Origin of the sequence: Streptomyces sp. NPDC046939 (assembly GCF_040644575.1) — a bacterium.
In the GTDB taxonomy this organism is placed as follows: Bacteria; Actinomycetota; Actinomycetes; order Streptomycetales; family Streptomycetaceae; genus Streptomyces.
Genome location: NZ_JBEYWV010000061.1, coordinates 1 through 17,202, shown reverse-complemented (window position 1 = coordinate 17,202; position 17,202 = coordinate 1). Strand labels below are relative to the sequence as shown.

Sequence of the window (17,202 nt, the reverse complement as noted above, 5' to 3'; positions counted from 1 at the left end):
TCGCGCAGTTCCCCGCGCCCCTGGAGGCATGCGGCTTCGCCGCGCCTCCATCGGGAGATGGCGCACGGAGTGCGCATCTCAGGGGCGCGGGGAACTGCGCGACCAGCCACGGCGAGACCCGCGGTCGCGTGATCCGCTGACGCGCCTACGGCGCCTGGGCGTACCCGGGTCAGACCGCGTCCAGCGCCTCGCGCCACACCCGGACCGCCTCTGCGGAGACCGGCTCTCCCCAGCCCCCCGGCCGCGACGCCCCGCCGATGTGGAACGCCGAGACCCCCGCGGCCCGCAACCCCGCGACATGGTCGAGCCGCAACCCGCCCCCGACGAGGAGCTGCTGCTCGTACCCGGGGTCACCGGACCGCGCCGCCTCGGCCACGAGGACGCCCAGACCTGCGTCGACCCCCTCCGCGGACCCGGCCGTCAGATACGTGTCGAGGCCGGGCAGGAACGCGAGCTGCTTGCGCAGGGCGTCCCGGTCGGCGGCCCGGTCGATGGCCCGGTGAAAAGTCCACCGGCACCCGTCGAGCTCCGCCACGATCCGCTCGACGGCCGCCAGATCGACCCCGCCCTGCTCGTCGAGGAACCCGAGCACGAACTCGTCCGCGCCCTCGGCCCGCAGCGCCCGCGCGGCCCCGATCAGCTCCTCCACCCGCGCGGAGCCCCCCGCCGAGAACCCGTCCGTGAGCCGCAGCATGACGCGCAGCCGGATGTCCACGGCGGCGCGGATCGCCGCGAACGTCTCCACCGACGGCGTCAGTCCGTCCGCCGCCATGTCGGTGACCAGCTCAAGGCGGTCCGCGCCTCCGGCCTGGGCCGCGGTCGCGTCCTGGGCGTCGAGGGCGATCACCTCCAGGACTGCGCGCTCGCTCATCGGGCTCCCGTCTACGTCACATAGGTCTAGTCCAATAACGTGGCTCAGCCTACGCCGCGCGCACCGTGAACGCAGCCGTCCTGACCTTCCCGCCGTGCTTGAAGTCCAGGAACAGCCGGTACGTCCCCGCGCTGGGCGCCGTCGCGGTGAAGGAGACCCGGGGCCCCGCCGCACCGTCGTGCGGGTGAACGTGGAGGTACGCGAGGTCCCCGGAGCGCAGCGCGACCAGATGCCCGTACGCGCCGAGGTACGGCTGCAAGTCGGTGACGGGCCGCCCGTTCCGGCTGATTTTGAACGTCAGCTCGCTCGGCCTCCCGGGCCGCAACGCGCCCTCGACCCCGACCTCGTACCCGTCCGCGACGCGCGCCGTCGTGTCCGGCGCGGGCAGTGCGGCGGGCGCGTACCGCCCGGCGACCCCGAGCCCCGCACCGAGCGTCAGCCCTTCCTCCTCGCCGCTCGGCGTGAAGTCCGCGAAGACCCGGTAGTCCCCGGCCTTCGGCAGCGAGACGGGCGTCGACCACGTGCCGTCGGCGTCGCGCACGGGGTGCAGATGCCGGTAGGCGGTCAGGTCACGTGAGGCGACGATCAGGTGCAGCTCCTTGTCGTGCTCCTTCTTGTACGAGGTCACGGGCGCGCCGGTGCGGGCCTCGCGGATGGTGAAGCGGATCTCGCCGGTGGGGCCCGGCAGCCGGTCGCGTGCGAGGTCGAGCGTGTAGCCGCGCTCGGAGACCTGCAGCCCGCCGGGCGTCTCGTCGGTGGCGTCGGTGGCGTCGGCAGGGGCCGGTGCGTGGGCGCCGTGCTCGGACGCCGGCCGCTCCTTCGCGGTGACGACGGGCGTGGTGCCGGTCCCCACCCCGTACGCCGTGCCGAACGTCGCCGCGAGACCGGCGGCGAACGCGGTGATCTTCAGTCCGGTGCGCATGCGGGCTCTCCTTCGTGGTGGTCCGGTCGTTCATCTGGCGATGACAATACCCCCGGGGGGTATTGAGTCAAGCCCTGCGGAGGCTTGCGTTGGGTACCCCCTGGGGGTATAGGTTAGCGTTGTTTCCAGGTACCCGCCCCGGGTATCCGTTCCGTCATCGAGGAGGCCCCATGTCGGCGCAGACCGTCGCCCCGCCCGCGCGGGTGGAGCTTGCCATCGGCGGCATGACCTGCGCGTCGTGCGCCGCCCGTATCGAGAAGAAGCTGAACCGGATGGACGGCGTCGAGGCGACCGTCAACTACGCCACCGAGAAGGCGCAGGTCACGTACGACGGTGACGTACAGGTCGCGGATCTGATCGCCACCGTGGAGGCCACTGGGTACACCGCCGAGGAGCCCGCGCCGCCGCCGGAGCGGCGGGACCCGGACGCGCCGGAGACGGCGGACGCCGGGGCGGCCGACACGCTGCGGCCGTTGCGCCAGCGGCTGATCACCGCCGTCGTGCTCGCCGTGCCCGTCATCTCCATGGCCATGGTCCCCGCCCTCCAGTTCGAGTACTGGCAGTGGCTCTCGCTCACCCTGGCCGCGCCGGTCGTCACCTACGCGGCCTGGCCCTTCCACAAGGCGGCGTTCACCAACGCGCGGCACGGCGCCGCCACGATGGACACGCTGATCTCCGTCGGCACGTCGGCCGCGTTCCTGTGGTCGCTGTGGGCCCTGTTCCTCGGCACCGCCGGCGAACCCGGCATGACCCACCCGTTCGAGTTCACCATCGCGCGCGGTGACGGCGCCGGGAACATCTATCTGGAGGCCGCAGCCGGAGTCACCGCGTTCATCCTCGCGGGCCGCTACTTCGAGGCCCGCTCCAAGCGGAAGGCGGGCGCCGCGCTGCGGGCGCTGCTCGAACTCGGCGCCAAGGACGTCACCGTCGTACGGGACGGCGGGCGTGCAGTCACCGTGCCGGTCAGCGAACTGAAGGTCGGCGAGCGCTTCCTCGTCCGGCCCGGCGAGAAGATCGCCACCGACGGCACCGTGGTGGAGGGCTCGTCCGCCGTCGACGCCTCCATGCTGACCGGCGAGTCCCTGCCGGTCGAGGTCGCCGTCGGCGACGCGGTCACGGGGGCCACCCTCAACGTCGGCGGGCGGCTCGTCGTCGAGGCCACCCGCGTCGGCGCCGACACGCAGCTCGCCCGCATGGCGCGGCTCGTCGAGGACGCCCAGAACGGCAAGGCCGCCGCCCAGCGCCTCGCGGACCGCATCTCCGCCGTCTTCGTGCCCGTCGTGATCGCCCTCGCCGTCGCCACGCTCGGCTTCTGGCTCGGCAACGGGTCCGGGCTGACCGCCGCGTTCACCGCCGCCGTCGCCGTACTGATCATCGCCTGCCCGTGCGCCCTCGGACTCGCCACGCCCACCGCGCTCATGGTCGGTACGGGGCGGGGGGCCCAGCTCGGCATCCTGATCAAGGGCCCCGAGGTGCTCGAAAGCACGCGGAAGGTCGACACGATCGTCCTCGACAAGACCGGCACCGTCACCACCGGGCGGATGACGCTGCTCGCGACGCACGTGACCGCGAGCACGCACGAGGAGGAAGTCCTGCGGCTCGCGGGCGCCCTGGAACACTCCTCCGAGCACCCCATCGCGCGGGCCGTCGCCGACGGCGCCGCCGGCCGCGTCGGAGCGCTCCCCGCCCCCGAGGACTTCGCCAACATCCCCGGGCGCGGCGTCCAGGGCGTCGTCGACGGGCACGCCGTCCTCGTCGGACGGGAAGCACTCCTCGCCGAGTGGGAGATCCGGCTCCCCGAAGGGCTGGCCCGCGCCAAGACCGACGCCGAGACCGCCGGCCGTACGGCCATCTGCGTGGCCTGGGACGGAGAGGCCCGCGCCGTCCTCGAAGTCGCCGACGCGGTGAAGGAGACCAGCGCGGAGGCCGTGCGGCGGCTGCGGTCCCTCGGGCTCCGGCCCGTCCTGCTCACCGGCGACAACGAGGCCGTCGCCCGGAGCGTCGCCGCCGAGGTCGGCATCGGTGCCGAGGACGTCATCGCGGAGGTGCTGCCGCAGGACAAGGTCGACGTCGTGAAGCGGTTGCAGGAGGAGGGGCGGTCCGTCGCCATGGTCGGGGACGGCGTCAACGACGCCGCCGCTCTCGCTCAGGCCGACCTCGGGCTCGCCATGGGGACGGGGACGGACGCCGCCATCGAGGCCGGTGACCTCACGCTCGTACGGGGTGACCTGCGGGTCGCCGCGGATGCGATGCGGCTCGCGCGGCGGACCCTGGGGACGATTCGGTCCAATCTGTTCTGGGCATTCGCCTACAACGTGGCCGCGCTGCCGCTTGCCGCGGCGGGGTTGCTGAATCCGATGATCGCGGGGGCGGCCATGGCGTTCTCCTCGGTGTTCGTCGTGGGCAACAGCTTGCGGCTGCGGCGCTTCGGCTGAGGACATGGGGCTCCGCCCCGGGCCCCGCTCCTCAATCGCCGGAGAGGCTCTAGGCCAGGAGTTCGTCCGCGTCCACGATTCGGTAGGCGTAGCCCTGTTCCGCCAGGAAGCGCTGGCGGTGGGCCGCGAAGTCCTGGTCGATCGTGTCGCGGGCGACCACCGAGTAGAAGCGGGCCTCGTGGCCGTCCGCCTTCGGCCGCAGGACCCGGCCGAGGCGCTGCGCCTCCTCCTGGCGGGAGCCGAACGTGCCGGACACCTGGATCGCGACCGTCGCCTCCGGAAGGTCGATCGAGAAGTTCGCCACCTTCGAGACCACGAGCACCGAGATCTCGCCCTGGCGGAACGACTCGAACAGCTTCTCGCGCACCGCGTTCGTCGTCTCGCCCTTGATGACCGGCGCGCCCAGGTGCTCACCCAGTTCGTCCAACTGGTCGATGTACTGGCCGATGACCAGGGTCTGCTCGCCCGCGTGCTTGCGGACCAACGCCTCGGTGACCTTCCGCTTCGTCGCCGTCGTCGCGCAGAAGCGGTACTTCTCCTCCGTCTCGGCCGTCGCGTACGCGAGCCGTTCGGAGTCGGTGAGGTTCACCCGGACCTCGACGCAGTCGGCGGGCGCGATGTAGCCCTGCGCCTCGATCTCCTTCCACGGCGCGTCGAACCGCTTCGGGCCGATGAGGGAGAACACGTCCGACTCCCGGCCGTCCTCGCGGACCAGCGTCGCCGTCAGGCCCAGGCGGCGGCGCGCCTGGAGGTCCGCCGTGAACTTGAAGACCGGCGCGGGCAGCAGGTGCACCTCGTCGTAGACGACCAGGCCCCAGTCGCGCGAGTCGAACAGCTCCAGGTGCGGGTAGACACCCTTCCGCTTCGTCGTCAGGACCTGGTACGTGGCGATCGTGACCGGGCGGATCTCCTTCTTCGTACCGCTGTACTCGCCGATCTCGTCCTCGGTGAGACTCGTGCGCTTCACCAGTTCGTGCTTCCACTGGCGCGCCGACACCGTGTTCGTGACCAGGATCAGGGTCGTCGCCTTCGCCTGGGCCATCGCGCCCGCGCCCACGAGCGTCTTGCCCGCGCCGCAGGGCAGGACCACGACGCCCGAGCCGCCGTGCCAGAAGCCCTCCACCGCCTGCTTCTGGTACGGGCGCAGCGACCAGCCGTCCTCGTCAAGGTCGATCGGGTGCGCCTCGCCGTCCACGTACCCCGCGAGGTCCTCGGCCGGCCAGCCCAGCTTGAGCAGCGTCTGCTTGATCTGGCCCCGCTCCGAGGGGTGCACCGCCACCGTGTCCGCGTCGATCCGGGCGCCGACCAGCGGCTGCACCTTCTTCGAGCGCAGGATCTCCTCCAGGACCGGGCGGTCCGTGCTCGTCAGGACCAGACCGTGCGCCGGGTGCTTGGAGAGCGTCAGCCTGCCGTAGCGGTCCATCGTCTCCGCGATGTCCACGAGCAGCGCGTGCGGCACCGGGTAGCGGCTGTACTGCACCAGCGCGTCCACCACCTGCTCCGCGTCATGGCCCGCCGCCCGCGCGTTCCACAGGCCGAGCGGCGTCAGGCGGTAGGTGTGGATGTGCTCCGGCGCCCGCTCCAGCTCCGCGAACGGGGCGATCGCCCGGCGGCAGTCGTCGGCCTGCTCGTGGTCGACCTCGAGGAGCAGGGTCTTGTCCGACTGGACGATGAGTGGACCGTTCACGCGCGGCACCCTTTCTGCATGGGCCAAGTCCCCGGACTCGGTCTGGCCTCGGAATGGCCAAACGTCCAGTGTGCCGCATCGCCCGGGGTGCGCGGAGTGACTCAGGTCGCGTCCGGTTCCAGGCGTGGAGTGGCTCAGGTCGCGTCCGGTTCCAGGCGTGGAGTGGTTCAGGTCGCGTCCGGTTCCAGTTCCGCCACGCCCGTCACGCGGTGCAGCGGGTACGTGCGGACCTCGTCCGCCGTGTGGTCGTACGCCGTCACATAGCCGCCCTCCACCCGGATCGGGGCGATCACCCGCTGGCTCGCCGCGCCCTCCGCGTTCACGTACCCGATCCACAGCGCGTCGCCGGTCATGACCGCCGCCTGCATCGTCGCGAGGGTCTCCGCCGCCGTCGTACGGGGCAGCTCCCCGTTCCCCGGGTGCGTCGGCGCCGTCCTGCGCGGGGCCGTCGCCGCCAGGTCGCCCGCCCTGATCGCCCGGATCGCCGCGTCGAGCAGCGTCCCGTCGGGCAGCGCCGGGCCGTCCGGTACCGGCTCGGGGGGCGTGCGCGGCGGCGTGCGGTGCGCGTGGGCGCGGGTGATCAGCACATCGCCCTCCGGGGTCTCCGCCGCCGGGGCGAAGCCCATCGCGCGCAGGCCCTCCAGGAGCGTGCCCGGGTCCACCTGCGCGGCCAGGACCGTGGGGGCGAGGCGGCGCAGGCGCAGGGACGCCGCCCGCTTGTCCGCCAGGATCTCGCCGAGCACCGCGTCGTCGTCGCAGCGGACGTATGCCGACGCCGCCCCGATCCGCAGATGGCCGTGGCGCCTCGCCACGTCGTCGATCAGGTAGGTCAAGGGCTGGGGGACCGGGGTGCGGCTGTGTTCCGCCAGGAAGACGTGCAGGTCGGAGGCTGTACGGCCGGAATCGAGCGCGCGGCGCACCGAGCCCGGGGTGAACCGGTAGACCGTCGCCCCGCCCTTCGACTCCACGTCCGCGAGGACCGCCAGCGCGTCCGCCAGCGGGCGGACCAACGGGCCCGGCGCCACCGCCGTCAGGTCCGCCTGGAGCAGGACGTGGTCCAAGGGCTCCGGGAGCAGCGGGGTGATCAGCTTCTCCGCCCGCGCCGTCGCCGTCGCCCGCTCCGCCGGTGTCGCGTCCCCGTCCGTCAGCAGCGCCCGCCCGTGCGCCGACAGCGCCCCCCGGCCCGTCACACCCAGGAACTCCGCCTCCGACAGCGTCCACTCCGCCAGCCTCGTCCGCAGCTCCCGCGCCGCCGGAGACGGCCGCTCCCACGTCAGCCGCGCCACGATCGACTCCGGGTCCGGGGCCGTGCCCTCCGGAAGCGCGGCCAGGAGCGTCAGCACCCGGTGGCGTACCTCCGGGGCCGCCGAACGGTCCAAGTGCGGGCCCAGCGCCGACAGCGTCCGGTCCTTGCCGTCCCTGCCGCCGACCACGCCCGGCGTCCGCGTCGCCGCCAGCCACGCCGTCGCCAGTCGCGTCCAGCGCTCCGCAGGCGGGCGCTCCAGCCACGCGTCGTACGCGGGCGTCGCCGCGTACCGCTCGTCCGCCTCACCGTCCGACGCCACCAGGCCCGCCGCGTACGCCAGCTCCACCCAGAACGCCGCCTGGGACTCTGTCGAGTCGAGCGCCGCCGCCGTCCGCTTCAGATCCCGGACGCTCAGACCGCCCGCCCGCAGCACCGCCGGGCCGCCCTCGTCCCAGTCCTTCAGCAGCTCCTCCACCGTCGACAACGCCGTGTACGCCTGCGCCGCCGCCGTCGCGTCCACCACCTGCGGACGGTGCGTCGCCTTCTCCCGCACCTCCGGCGCCACCGGCTCCAGTTCCCTGTGCGCCCGCCCGCCGCGCAGATGCAGCGCCGCCTCTCTCGGCAGCACCACCGTGCCCGGCGCCGTCGGAAGCAACAGGCCCCGGTCGAGCAGCCAGCGCAGATGCGCCGCCGGCTGCGCCGTCACCTGGCCGTACGGAGGCCCCCACACCAGCCTGTTGAGTACGTCGATGGACTCCGGCGGCGCCTCGTCCAGCAACGCCGACATCCGCGCCTCGTCCGTGAACAGCTCCGTCAGCTCCGCCACCGCCGACACCCCGTCATGCGTGGTGGGGAGACCCGCCGTTGTGATGATCTCCTGGAGGCGGGTCGGGGAGAGGCCCGCCGTCGCCTCCGCGATCGTCGGGCCCAGGCCCGTGGGGGACGGGTGCTGAGGGGACGGCGCCAGAAGCTCCCGGGCCGTCCGCACCAGGCGCAGCTGGTCGTCCCCGCCCCAGAGCAGCGCCTGCTCGCGGAGTGTCGCCACCGCCCCGGGGAGGGCTCGTGCCGCCTCCTCGCCCGGAAGCAGGGTTTCGAGGGTTGCGTACGGTGTCGGTTCCGGGGCCACCGCCAGCGCCTGCGCCACCTGCTGCGTGAAGCGGTCCAGGCGGTCGAGGGCCCGTACCACCGACGCCCTCGTGCCCGCGCGTGTCGCCAGCTGCGTCAGGTCGTTCGGGACCGGGCCCAACAGGTCCGGGCGGGCCCGCAGCAGACGGGCCAGGGACGCGTCGTCCCTGGCGCGCAATGCCTCCGCCAAGGAGCGGGGGGCTGACGTGGGCGCCGCCGGGGTCTGCTCGTTCGGGCTCATCTGACCCACGGTAGCGGGCCCGTTCTCCCCGGCGGGGATGGCGTGCGCCGACCGTGCCCGGTCAGGGCTTCGTCGCGTTTCCGCATTCGCGATACCGTCGACGGAACAACTGCTGCACCCCGGAGGGGACTTCGTGGGGATCGAGAGTGATCAGCTCGTCTTCGACTACCTGAGCCGCGTCGGTGACCTGGCCCAGCAGCGGCAACTGCCGTCGGCCACCCGGATGCGGCTCGTCAGCGAGTTGCGGGGGGAGATCGACCGGCGGCGCGCCAAGGTCACCGTCGACAGCCCCGCCGCCGTGCGGCGCATCATCGACCGGCTCGGGGATCCCGACCGGATCGTCAGTGGGGCGCAGGAAGGCGGGGGCGCCTCGGGCGCCGATCCTGCGGCCTCTCTTGTGCGGCCTGTGCCGGAGCAGCCGGGGCCTGAGGCTCGGGGTGGTGACGGTAAGGGGGGTGGCGGTGGCAAGAGTGGCGGTATGGGCAAGCTGCTCCGGAAAGTGCCGCCGCAGTCGCCGCAGTCGCCGCAGCAGCGGGACGATGTGCCCTCGCCGCCGCATCTCGCCGGGACCGATGAGCTGGGTTCCTCCCGCGGGGAGACCGACTGGTGGCGGGTCGGGGTCGGGCAGTCGCTCGCCGACACCGATCCCGTGCCCGGGTTCACCGGGGGGATCGAGATCCCCGAGATTCTGAGGCCGCCGGGGGCAGGGGGTGGCGGGGCCGATCTACGGAAACCCGTCGCTCCGGTTGAGGTGGGTGGGGCTGGGGCGATCGAGAAACCGGTGGCTGAGGGGGTCAAATCTCGGCGGTTCGTGCCCGAGGGTGGGCTTGCCAATCCGCTGCTGTTGCTCGCCGCGGCTGCTCTGGTCGCCGGGGCCGTTCTCGGGAACCTGCTGGTCCTACTCTTCGGGTGGGCCGTCGTCTACCTGTCCCGGCGGCTCACCCCCGGGCAGAAGAAATGGGCCGTCTTCGTGGTGCCCGGGCTGGCCGCCGCCGGGGGCATCGGATGGCTGTGGGGGCGCAGCGTCGGGAAGTGGGGCGCACCCATCGCCGAGGGCGAGATGAGCGGGGCGGTGGGGGAGACGTGGCCCTGGGTTTTGCGCTGTGCCGCCGTCGCGTCCGCGCTGTATCTCGTGTGGCGGTCGCAGCGCACTGCGCGATGAAGGGAGGGTGGCCGTCCCGGCTCTCCTTGGCGGCTACCCGTCTCGATCCGACAGGTGTGGGGGTGCGTCCGGGGCCGCCCGGGGCATGTCCGTGCTCGCCATCTTGCCGGCATCGCCGGTTGCGTTGGCCGCTGCCACCGCGCGCGCGAGTGCTGCGCGCGCACATACCCCGACCGCCCCCTCCCGTCTCACACGCGCCTGACCACCGGTGACGCCGGGCGCCCTACGCCGACCACCCCCTCCGGTCTCACACGCGTCTGACCACCGGTGCCGCCGGGCGCCCTACGCCGACCGCCCCCTCCGGTCTCACACGCGTCTGACCACCGGTGCCGCCGGGTGCCCTACGCCGACCACCCCCTCCGGTCTCACACGCGTCTGACCACCGGTGCCGCCGGGCGCCCTACGCCGACCGCCTCCTCCCGTTTCGTACGCCCCCGACCGCCGGTGACGCGCGGGCGCCCCTACCGCGTGCAGTCCCGGCCGTCTCATACGCGTCTGATCGCCGGTGGCGCCGGGTGCCCTACGCCGAGCGGCCCCTCCCGTCTCGTACGCCCTGACCGCCGGTGACGCGCGGGCGCCCCTACCGCGTGTAGCCCCGGCCGTCTCATACGCGTCTGATCGCCGGTTGCGCGCCGGCGCCTCCACGGCGTGGGTTGTACGTACTGCGTGCGCCAATGTCCGCTCGGCCTCAGTGGTTTCGTACGCGGCTGATCGCCGGTCGCGGCGGGCGTTCCCCATGGCAGCGTGGGCTGTGCTGTGCGCGCACATGCCCGGTCGGCGCTGGCCGTCTCGGACGCGGCTGGTCGTCTGTTGCGGCGGGCTCCCTGCCGCGTGGACCACCATGCTGCGCTGGCAGCCGCCCCGACCGGCCCCTCCCGTCTCGCACGCCCCTGATTGCCGGTGGCGCGTCGGCGCCTTCGTCGCGTGGGCTGGGCTGTGCGTGTGTCCGGCCCGATCGGTTCCTCCCCCTCGTACATGGTTGATCGCCGAAGGTGAGGGGCTTGGCACAATCGGGGGTATGGCTGTTTCACTCATAGGTCCGACCGTTGGGTTCGATCTTGATATGACGTTGATCGACTCGCGGCCCGGTATCCGGGCCACCTGGGTCGCTCTGTCCGAGCGGACCGGTGTGTACGTCGATGCCGATCTCGCCATTTCGCGGCTCGGGCCGCCGCTGGTCGACGAGCTGGCTGAGTGGTTTCCGGCCGGGCGGATTTCTGAGGCGGCCGCTCTGTACCGTGAGATGTATCCCACATACGCCATCGAGGCCACGCTCGCGATGCCCGGTGTCCACGAGGCGATGGACGCCGTGCACGCGGTGGGCGGGCGCACGATGGTCGTGACCGCCAAGTTCGAGCCCAACGCCAAGCTGCATCTGGCGCACCTGGGGATCGACGCCGACGTGGTGGTCGGCGATCTGTGGGCCGAGGGGAAGGCCGCCGCTCTGCGGGAGCACGGGGCCGGTGTGTATGTCGGGGATCACGTCGGGGACGTGCGGGGCGCGCGTGCCGCCGACGCGCTGTCCGTCGCCGTGACCACCGGGCCGTGTGACGCCGGGGAGTTGCGGGCCGCCGGTGCCGATGTGGTGCTGGAGGGCCTGGAGGCGTTCCCGGGGTGGTTCGGCGGCTACGTGGAGCGTGCCGCTCGGCGTTGAGCCGCCACCCCTCGGAGGACGCCCGCCGCGGCCACGAGGAAACCGACGCCCATGAGCATGCAGACGGCGTAGGCGACGGGCGGGAAGGGCGTCGTCCCGAGGAACAGTGGGGCCACCGTGACCAGGGTGGCGACCGCCCCCACGACGAAGACGATGCCGCCCGCTTTGACGAGGCCGTCGCCGGGTCCTGTCTCGGTCGCCCGGGAATTGACTTGGGTTTTGTCACGCACCCGGCCAGGGTAGTTCCCAGCCCGAGAGAACTAGACGGCGCCGTCTTGCCAGCGGCTCCGGGACCCATAGTCTTGGTGGCGGCGGGTCGTACCACGACCCGCTGTACTGCTATCCAGAGCGTTTTTCTACCTAGTACGAGGACGAGGACTTCACGTGCCTACCGGCAAGGTCAAGTGGTTCAACAGCGAGAAGGGCTTCGGCTTCCTCTCCCGCGACGACGGCGGCGACGTCTTCGTGCACTCCTCCGTACTTCCCGACGGTGTCGACGCCCTCAAGCCCGGCCAGCGCGTCGAGTTCGGGGTCGTCGCCGGACAGCGCGGTGACCAGGCGCTCTCCGTGGCCATTCTTGATCCGACTCCGTCCGTCGCGGCGGCCCAGCGCCGCAAGCCCGATGAACTGGCCTCCATCGTGCAGGACTTGACCACCCTGCTCGAGAACATCACGCCGATGCTCGAGCGCGGCCGCTATCCCGACAAGGCCGCCGGGGCGAAGATCGCCGGGCTGTTGCGGGCCGTCGCCGATCAGTTGGACGTCTGAGCGGCTTCTACGGGAAGCGCAGCGCGTCGGGGGCCAGCGGCGGGACCAGGCCCTCGGCCGCTGCCCGGGTGAGCAGGCCCCTGATCGCCGCGTAGCCGTCCTCGCCCAGGTCCGCCGTGAACTCGTTGACGTAGAGGCCGATGTGCTGGTCGGCTACGGACGGGTCCATCTCCTGGGCGTGCTCCATCACGTACGGGCGTGAGGTCTCGGGGTCGTCCCATGCCTGGCGGACCGAGGCGCGGATCGCGTCCGCGTAGGCGGTGAGGGTCTCCGCGCCGAGGCTGCGGCGGGCGATGATCGCGCCGAGCGGGATCGGCAGGCCCGTCGTCGCCTCCCAGTGCTCGCCCATGTCCGCCAGCTTGTGCAGACCGTAGTTCTGGTACGTGAAGCGCGCCTCGTGGATGACCAGGCCCGCGTCGATCTTGCCGTCCCGTACCGCCGGCATGATCTCGTGGAACGGCATCACGACGATCTCGCCGACCCCGCCGCCGGGGACCGTGTCCGCCGCCCACAGGCGGAAGAGGAGGTAGGCCGTCGAGGTCTCGCTGGGGACCGCGACCCTTTTGTCCGAGAGGTCCACGTTCGGCTCTCGGGTCAGGACCAGCGGGCCGCAGCCCCTGCCCAGCGCTCCGCCGCACGGGAGCAGCGCGTAGTCGTCGAGCACGTACGGCAGGACCGCGTAGCTCACCTTCAGGACGTCGTACGCCTCCTCGCGGCGCTCCGCGATCCCGTTGGTGATGTCGATGTCCGCGAAGGTGACGTCCAGCGCCGGGGCGCCGGGGACGCGGCCGTGGGCCCACGCGTCGAAGACGAACGTGTCGTTCGGGCAGGGGGAGAAGGCGATGCGGGTGGGTGCGGGTGTCGTCGGCTTCGTCGTCATGTGTTCTTCCAACCTCTCAGGACGGGTGCCGCCTTCCCGAACGCCTCGGTGAGCGCCGCGAACGCGTCGCCGATGCGCCAGGCCGCGCGGTCGCGGGGGCCCACCGCGTTGGAGACGGTACGTATCTCGGCCACCGGCACCCCGTGCGCGGCGGCCGCCTCGGCCACGCCGAACCCCTCCATCGCCTCGGCCACGGCGTCGGGGTGGCGCCGGGCCAGGAGCGCCGCGCGGTCGGCGGTGCCTGTCACCGTGGAGACCGTCAGGACGGTGCCGGTCGCCGTCGCGGCCGTCACCTCCGCGAGGTCTCGTACGAGGGACGGCGGTGGACTGTGGGTGACGGTGCCGAAGCCCAGTTCGGTGACCGGGAGGAAGCCCTCCGGGGTCTCCGCGCCCAGGTCCGCCACGGTGATCGCGTCGGCGATCAGGATCGCGCCGGGCGGGGCGCCGAAGCCGCCGCCGATGCCGGCCGAGACGACCAGCGTGTACGGCCTGCCCGTCAGGGCCGCCGTCGTCAGGGCGGTCGCGGTGCCCGCGGCCGCGGCCGCCGGGCCGACGCCCACGGCGATCACGTCGATGACGTCGGCCGCGTCGGTCGCGTCGCCCGTGTCGGTCGTGTTCTTCGCCGGGTGGTGCGTGCGCAGGCCGCGGGCCACCGCGTCCCGTTCTGCCGGGACGGCGGTGGCGATCAGAACGCGACCGTGCGGGTGGGCGGGGCCGGTGTCCGTCAGGAGTCCTTCTTCTTCTCGAGCTTGAACGACCACAGGCCGTACGCCTTGGAGTTGCCGCCCTGAAGGATCGTCACCGTCGTGCTGTTGCCCGTGGCGCCGTACTGCTGGTTGAAGAACACGCTGCCCGGGACCGTCCGGTACGTCTTCTTGCTGGACTCGGTGAGCGGCTGACCGTTCATCAGGAGGGTCCAGCCCTTGTCCGCGATCTCCGGGTCGACGCCGAAGCGGACCGTCTCGTCGGGATCGACCTTGACGGTCTTGGCGTCCTTGTCCTTCAGGCAGCCCTCCAGGGAGGACGAGGCGAGCGCCTTGCCGTCCTTGTAGCAGGATGCCTCGGAGTTCACCGTGTCGCGGCCCACCGTCACGGTGGCCAGCGGGGTCGGCTTGTCGCAGGCGGAGAGGACGAGCAGTCCGGCGCCGACGGCACCGACGGCGGCCACGGTGCGCCTGTGGCGCACAACGAAACGCTGGGAGGTCATGGGCGCAGGTTATCTGGCGACCCGGCACCACCCGCGAGCCGGGTACGGCGTGCCGCCCGAGCCGGCTCCGCCACAGCCCCCGCGCCCCTGAGATGGCGCACGCAGTGCGCGTCTCAGGGGCGCGGGGAACTGCGCGACCAGCCACCGCGTACCGGCAGTCGGCGACGGGGACGGACCTCGCAGACGCTAGACCACCCGCGCCCGCGCCGGGCCCCCATGACGGGCCGCCGACAAAAGGCCCCGGACCGTCGTCAGCCACCCCAGGGCGACGATCCCGGCGGCGACGGAGAGGCCCAGCGTGCCGTTCAGGGGCAGCGCGATCCCGATCGCCCCGCCAAAGACCCAGGCCATCTGCAACAACGTCTCCGAGCGCGCGAACGCCGACGTACGCACCGCCTCAGGCACGTCCCGCTGGATCGTCGCGTCAAGCGACAGCTTGGCGAGGGCCTGGGCGAAGCCCGCGCACGCGGCCAGGCACGCCGTCATGAACGCCCCGAAGAAGACCGCCGAGGCCACCGCCACACCCAGCACGGCCGCGACCACCGTCACGATGATGATCTCGGGCGCCCGGGATCTCAGCCACGCCCCCACGGCCGTGCCCAGCGCGTTGCCCGCCCCGGCCGACACGCCGACGAGCCCGAGGGAGACCGCCGCGCTCTGCCCGGTCAGCGGATGCTCCCGCAGCAGGAACGCGAGGAAGAAGATGAGGAACCCGGAGAGGCAGCGCAGGGCCGCGTTGGCGGCGAGGCCGTGGGTGACGGCCGTGCCGACCGTGCGCAGGCCCGGCTTGCGTTCCCTCTTCACCGGGCCGTGCAGATGCGCCTCGTCGGCGGCGAGCAGCGCCTTGTCCTCGCCCTTGGCCGAGTCGACCTTGGGCGGCAGCGAGAACGACAGGAACATCCCCGCCACGAAGAGCACGAAGGCGCCGTAGAGCGGATAGCGGGGTCCGAGCGCCTGGAGGCCGGCTCCGACCGGCGCCGCCGCCCCCGTGGCGAGCAGCCCGCCGAGCGTCACCCGCGAATTCGCCTTGACCAGGGAGAAGCGTGGTGGCAGCAGCCGTGGCACCACCGCCGAGCGGACCACCCCGTACGCCTTGGACGAGACGAGGACGCCGAGCGCCGCCGGGTACAGCTCGATGCCGCCCGTCACCACCGCCCCGGACAGGACGAGCGCGAGAAGCGCCCGCGCCAGCATCGAGCCCGCCATCGCCGCGCGCCGCCCGTGCGGCAGCCGGTCCAGGAGCGGGCCGATCACCGGGGCGAGGAGGGTGAAGGGCGCCATCGTGATCGCCAGGTACAGGGCGACCCGGCCGCGCGCCTCGTCCGTCGGGACGGAGAAGAACACCGTCGAGGCGAGCGCGACGGTGATCATGACATCGCCCGCGCCGTTCACCGCGTGGAGCTCGATGAGTTTTCCGAGCCCCGACTCGCCCGCGCCGTGCGCGTGTGTCGCTTTTCTGATGCCGCGCGCCGTGCCGGTGAACGGCAGCCTCAGGGCGCGCCCGACCTTGCGGACGGCCCCGCGCACCGGGCCCGAACCGCTGTGTTCGTACGCCGACCTTGCGGTTGCCACGCAGTCATAGTGCCCCGGGAACGGGCGGACTAGTGCCGTTATGAGTACGCGGGTCGGCTTTCGCGTCCGGTGCGGCTCGTACGTCGGTGTGGGCGACGGGCGTGGAAGGAGGTAGCGTGCGTAGCGCGCCCGCGGCGGTTGTTATCGGCCGCGCGCCTCTCGGCCATCCCGCAGAATGGATGACGTAGGTGCGCCCGGAACGCTCGGGTGCGGACGTCGACGCGGCCCTCAGGTCCGCTCCGTCCGCGCTCCCGCACACAGGACGGCGCACTCGAGAGACGGCGTAGGAGAGAAGCGATACCTGTGAGCGCAGCGACAACGCGAAGCCGCACCCCTGACCGTCTGTGCGCCGAGGCGGTCGACCTCGCCCGTACGGCGGCCGAGGAGGCCGCCGCGCCCGGTGTGGTCGGCGAGCACGTCGAGATGGTGGTCGAGGGCGACCGCGTCGTCACGCACCTTTTCGAGTGCAAGGAGTTCGGCTACCGGGGCTGGCGCTGGGCCGTCACCGTGGCCCGCGCCTCCCGCGCCCGGTACGTCACGCTCGACGAGACCGTGCTGCTGCCCGGGCCCGACGCGCTCCTCGCCCCCGAATGGGTGCCCTGGAGCGAGCGCCTGCGCCCCGGCGACATGGGCCCCGGCGACCTGCTGCCCACCGAGGCCGACGACCCGCGCCTGGACCCCGGCTACATCGGGGACGACGGGCCGCCGCCGAACTCGCCGCTGTCCGAGGACATGGCCGAGCTCGTCGAGGCCGAGGACGCCGAGCTCACGGAAGGCCCCGTCCGCGAGCTGCCCGTCGCCCCGGTCCGTGGCTCCATCGCCGCCGTCGCCGAGGAGCTGGGGCTGCGCCGGGCGCGCGTCCTGTCCCGGTACGGGCTGCATGTCGCCGCCGACCGGTGGGAGGAGTCGTACGGCGCGAAGACGGCGATGGCGCAGGCCGCGCCCGCCACCTGTGTCTCCTGCGGGTTCCTCCAGCCCATCGGGGGTTCGCTCGGTCAGGCGTTCGGGGTCTGTGCCAATGAGTTCTCGCCGGCGGACGGGCGCGTCGTGTCGCTCTCGTACGGGTGCGGGGGGCACTCCGAGGCCGCCGTCATGCCGAGCGCTCCGCGGCCCGCGCCGCCTGTGATCGACGAGAACCTTGTGGATGTGCTGCCGCTTCGGGTGGAGCCGGACGAGGGGTCGGTCGGCGCGGTCCCGGTCGAGGGCGCGGACGATCTGGGGCACTCGTAGTGGGGTCCGCCTTCGCGTCTGCCCGGTCGTTGTCTCGTCGGCGAGTGCGGGTGCGTCGTGGTCGCTCGCGCAGTTCCCCGCGCCCCTATGGGGCTGCGGCGGAGCCGCATCACGGCGAACGGTTCGCCGTCCTTGTACGCGGCCGGGCTCGGCGGCACCTCCTGGGCAGGGGACTGCGAGGGCGGGGCGGTGGCGGCCGGGC

General features: G+C 72.7%; 14 protein-coding genes. 5 read left to right on the top strand and 9 right to left on the bottom strand.

What is annotated here, in order from left to right:
- Positions 1 to 169: 169 nt before the first annotated feature.
- Together ABZ877_RS39075 and ABZ877_RS39070 are read right to left on the bottom strand one after the other, a co-directional pair.
- Positions 170 to 871 (bottom strand): copper homeostasis protein CutC, encoded by a 702-nt coding sequence (locus tag ABZ877_RS39075; protein WP_361081260.1) that lies wholly within the window; start codon positions 869 to 871, stop codon positions 170 to 172.
- A 49-nt stretch (positions 872 to 920) separates the two neighbouring features.
- On the bottom strand, positions 921 to 1,793 hold the full coding sequence (locus ABZ877_RS39070; protein WP_361081258.1) for a hypothetical protein: 873 nt from the start codon (positions 1,791 to 1,793) through the stop codon (positions 921 to 923).
- A 170-nt stretch (positions 1,794 to 1,963) separates the two neighbouring features.
- On the opposite strand from ABZ877_RS39070, the gene ABZ877_RS39065 reads away from it, so the two are divergent.
- Positions 1,964 to 4,228, top strand: coding sequence for a heavy metal translocating P-type ATPase (locus ABZ877_RS39065; RefSeq protein ID WP_361081255.1), 2,265 nt, complete (start codon positions 1,964 to 1,966; stop codon positions 4,226 to 4,228).
- Between the two features lie 49 nt (positions 4,229 to 4,277).
- Here the strand turns inward: ABZ877_RS39065 and ABZ877_RS39060 are convergent, their stop codons facing one another.
- Complete coding sequence (locus ABZ877_RS39060; protein ID WP_361081252.1) at positions 4,278 to 5,915, bottom strand: DNA repair helicase XPB; 1,638 nt, start codon at positions 5,913 to 5,915, stop codon at positions 4,278 to 4,280.
- A 167-nt stretch (positions 5,916 to 6,082) separates the two neighbouring features.
- Complete coding sequence (locus ABZ877_RS39055) at positions 6,083 to 8,527, bottom strand: helicase C-terminal domain-containing protein (RefSeq protein ID WP_361081249.1); 2,445 nt, start codon at positions 8,525 to 8,527, stop codon at positions 6,083 to 6,085.
- 133 nt (positions 8,528 to 8,660) lie between these two features.
- On the opposite strand from ABZ877_RS39055, the gene ABZ877_RS39050 reads away from it, so the two are divergent.
- The gene (locus ABZ877_RS39050) at positions 8,661 to 9,689 is read left to right on the top strand and encodes a hypothetical protein (protein WP_361081246.1); all 1,029 of its coding nucleotides are present in this window, start codon (positions 8,661 to 8,663) and stop codon (positions 9,687 to 9,689) included.
- 1,018 nt (positions 9,690 to 10,707) lie between these two features.
- Positions 10,708 to 11,343 (top strand): haloacid dehalogenase-like hydrolase, encoded by a 636-nt coding sequence (locus ABZ877_RS39045; RefSeq protein WP_361081244.1) that lies wholly within the window; start codon positions 10,708 to 10,710, stop codon positions 11,341 to 11,343.
- Here ABZ877_RS39045 and ABZ877_RS39040 read toward each other — a convergent pair.
- Positions 11,316 to 11,573, bottom strand: a complete 258-nt coding sequence (locus tag ABZ877_RS39040) for a hypothetical protein (RefSeq protein WP_361081241.1) — start codon at positions 11,571 to 11,573, stop codon at positions 11,316 to 11,318. The genes ABZ877_RS39045 and ABZ877_RS39040 overlap by 28 nt on opposite strands.
- Before the next feature lie 154 nt (positions 11,574 to 11,727).
- Between ABZ877_RS39040 and ABZ877_RS39035 the strand changes: the two genes are divergently transcribed.
- Positions 11,728 to 12,111, top strand: a complete 384-nt coding sequence (locus tag ABZ877_RS39035; protein WP_361081238.1) for a cold-shock protein — start codon at positions 11,728 to 11,730, stop codon at positions 12,109 to 12,111.
- Positions 12,112 to 12,118: 7 nt separating this feature from the next.
- Here ABZ877_RS39035 and ABZ877_RS39030 read toward each other — a convergent pair whose 3' ends face one another.
- From ABZ877_RS39030 to ABZ877_RS39015, 4 genes are all read right to left on the bottom strand, one after another.
- Positions 12,119 to 12,991 (bottom strand): 1,4-dihydroxy-6-naphthoate synthase, encoded by an 873-nt coding sequence (locus ABZ877_RS39030; RefSeq protein ID WP_361081235.1) that lies wholly within the window; start codon positions 12,989 to 12,991, stop codon positions 12,119 to 12,121.
- Positions 12,988 to 13,752, bottom strand: coding sequence for a futalosine hydrolase (locus tag ABZ877_RS39025; protein ID WP_361081232.1), 765 nt, complete (start codon positions 13,750 to 13,752; stop codon positions 12,988 to 12,990). Before ABZ877_RS39025 ends, ABZ877_RS39030 begins: the two co-directional genes overlap by 4 nt.
- Positions 13,716 to 14,198 (bottom strand): DUF2771 domain-containing protein, encoded by a 483-nt coding sequence (locus ABZ877_RS39020; RefSeq protein WP_361081229.1) that lies wholly within the window; start codon positions 14,196 to 14,198, stop codon positions 13,716 to 13,718. The genes ABZ877_RS39025 and ABZ877_RS39020 overlap by 37 nt, the downstream gene beginning before the upstream one ends.
- 186 nt (positions 14,199 to 14,384) lie before the next feature.
- On the bottom strand, positions 14,385 to 15,725 hold the full coding sequence (locus ABZ877_RS39015) for an MFS transporter (RefSeq protein ID WP_361081263.1): 1,341 nt from the start codon (positions 15,723 to 15,725) through the stop codon (positions 14,385 to 14,387).
- 348 nt (positions 15,726 to 16,073) lie between these two features.
- On the opposite strand from ABZ877_RS39015, the gene ABZ877_RS39010 reads away from it, so the two are divergent.
- Positions 16,074 to 17,000, top strand: a complete 927-nt coding sequence (locus ABZ877_RS39010; protein ID WP_361081226.1) for a DUF3027 domain-containing protein — start codon at positions 16,074 to 16,076, stop codon at positions 16,998 to 17,000.
- The last annotated feature ends 202 nt before the right edge of the window (positions 17,001 to 17,202 follow it).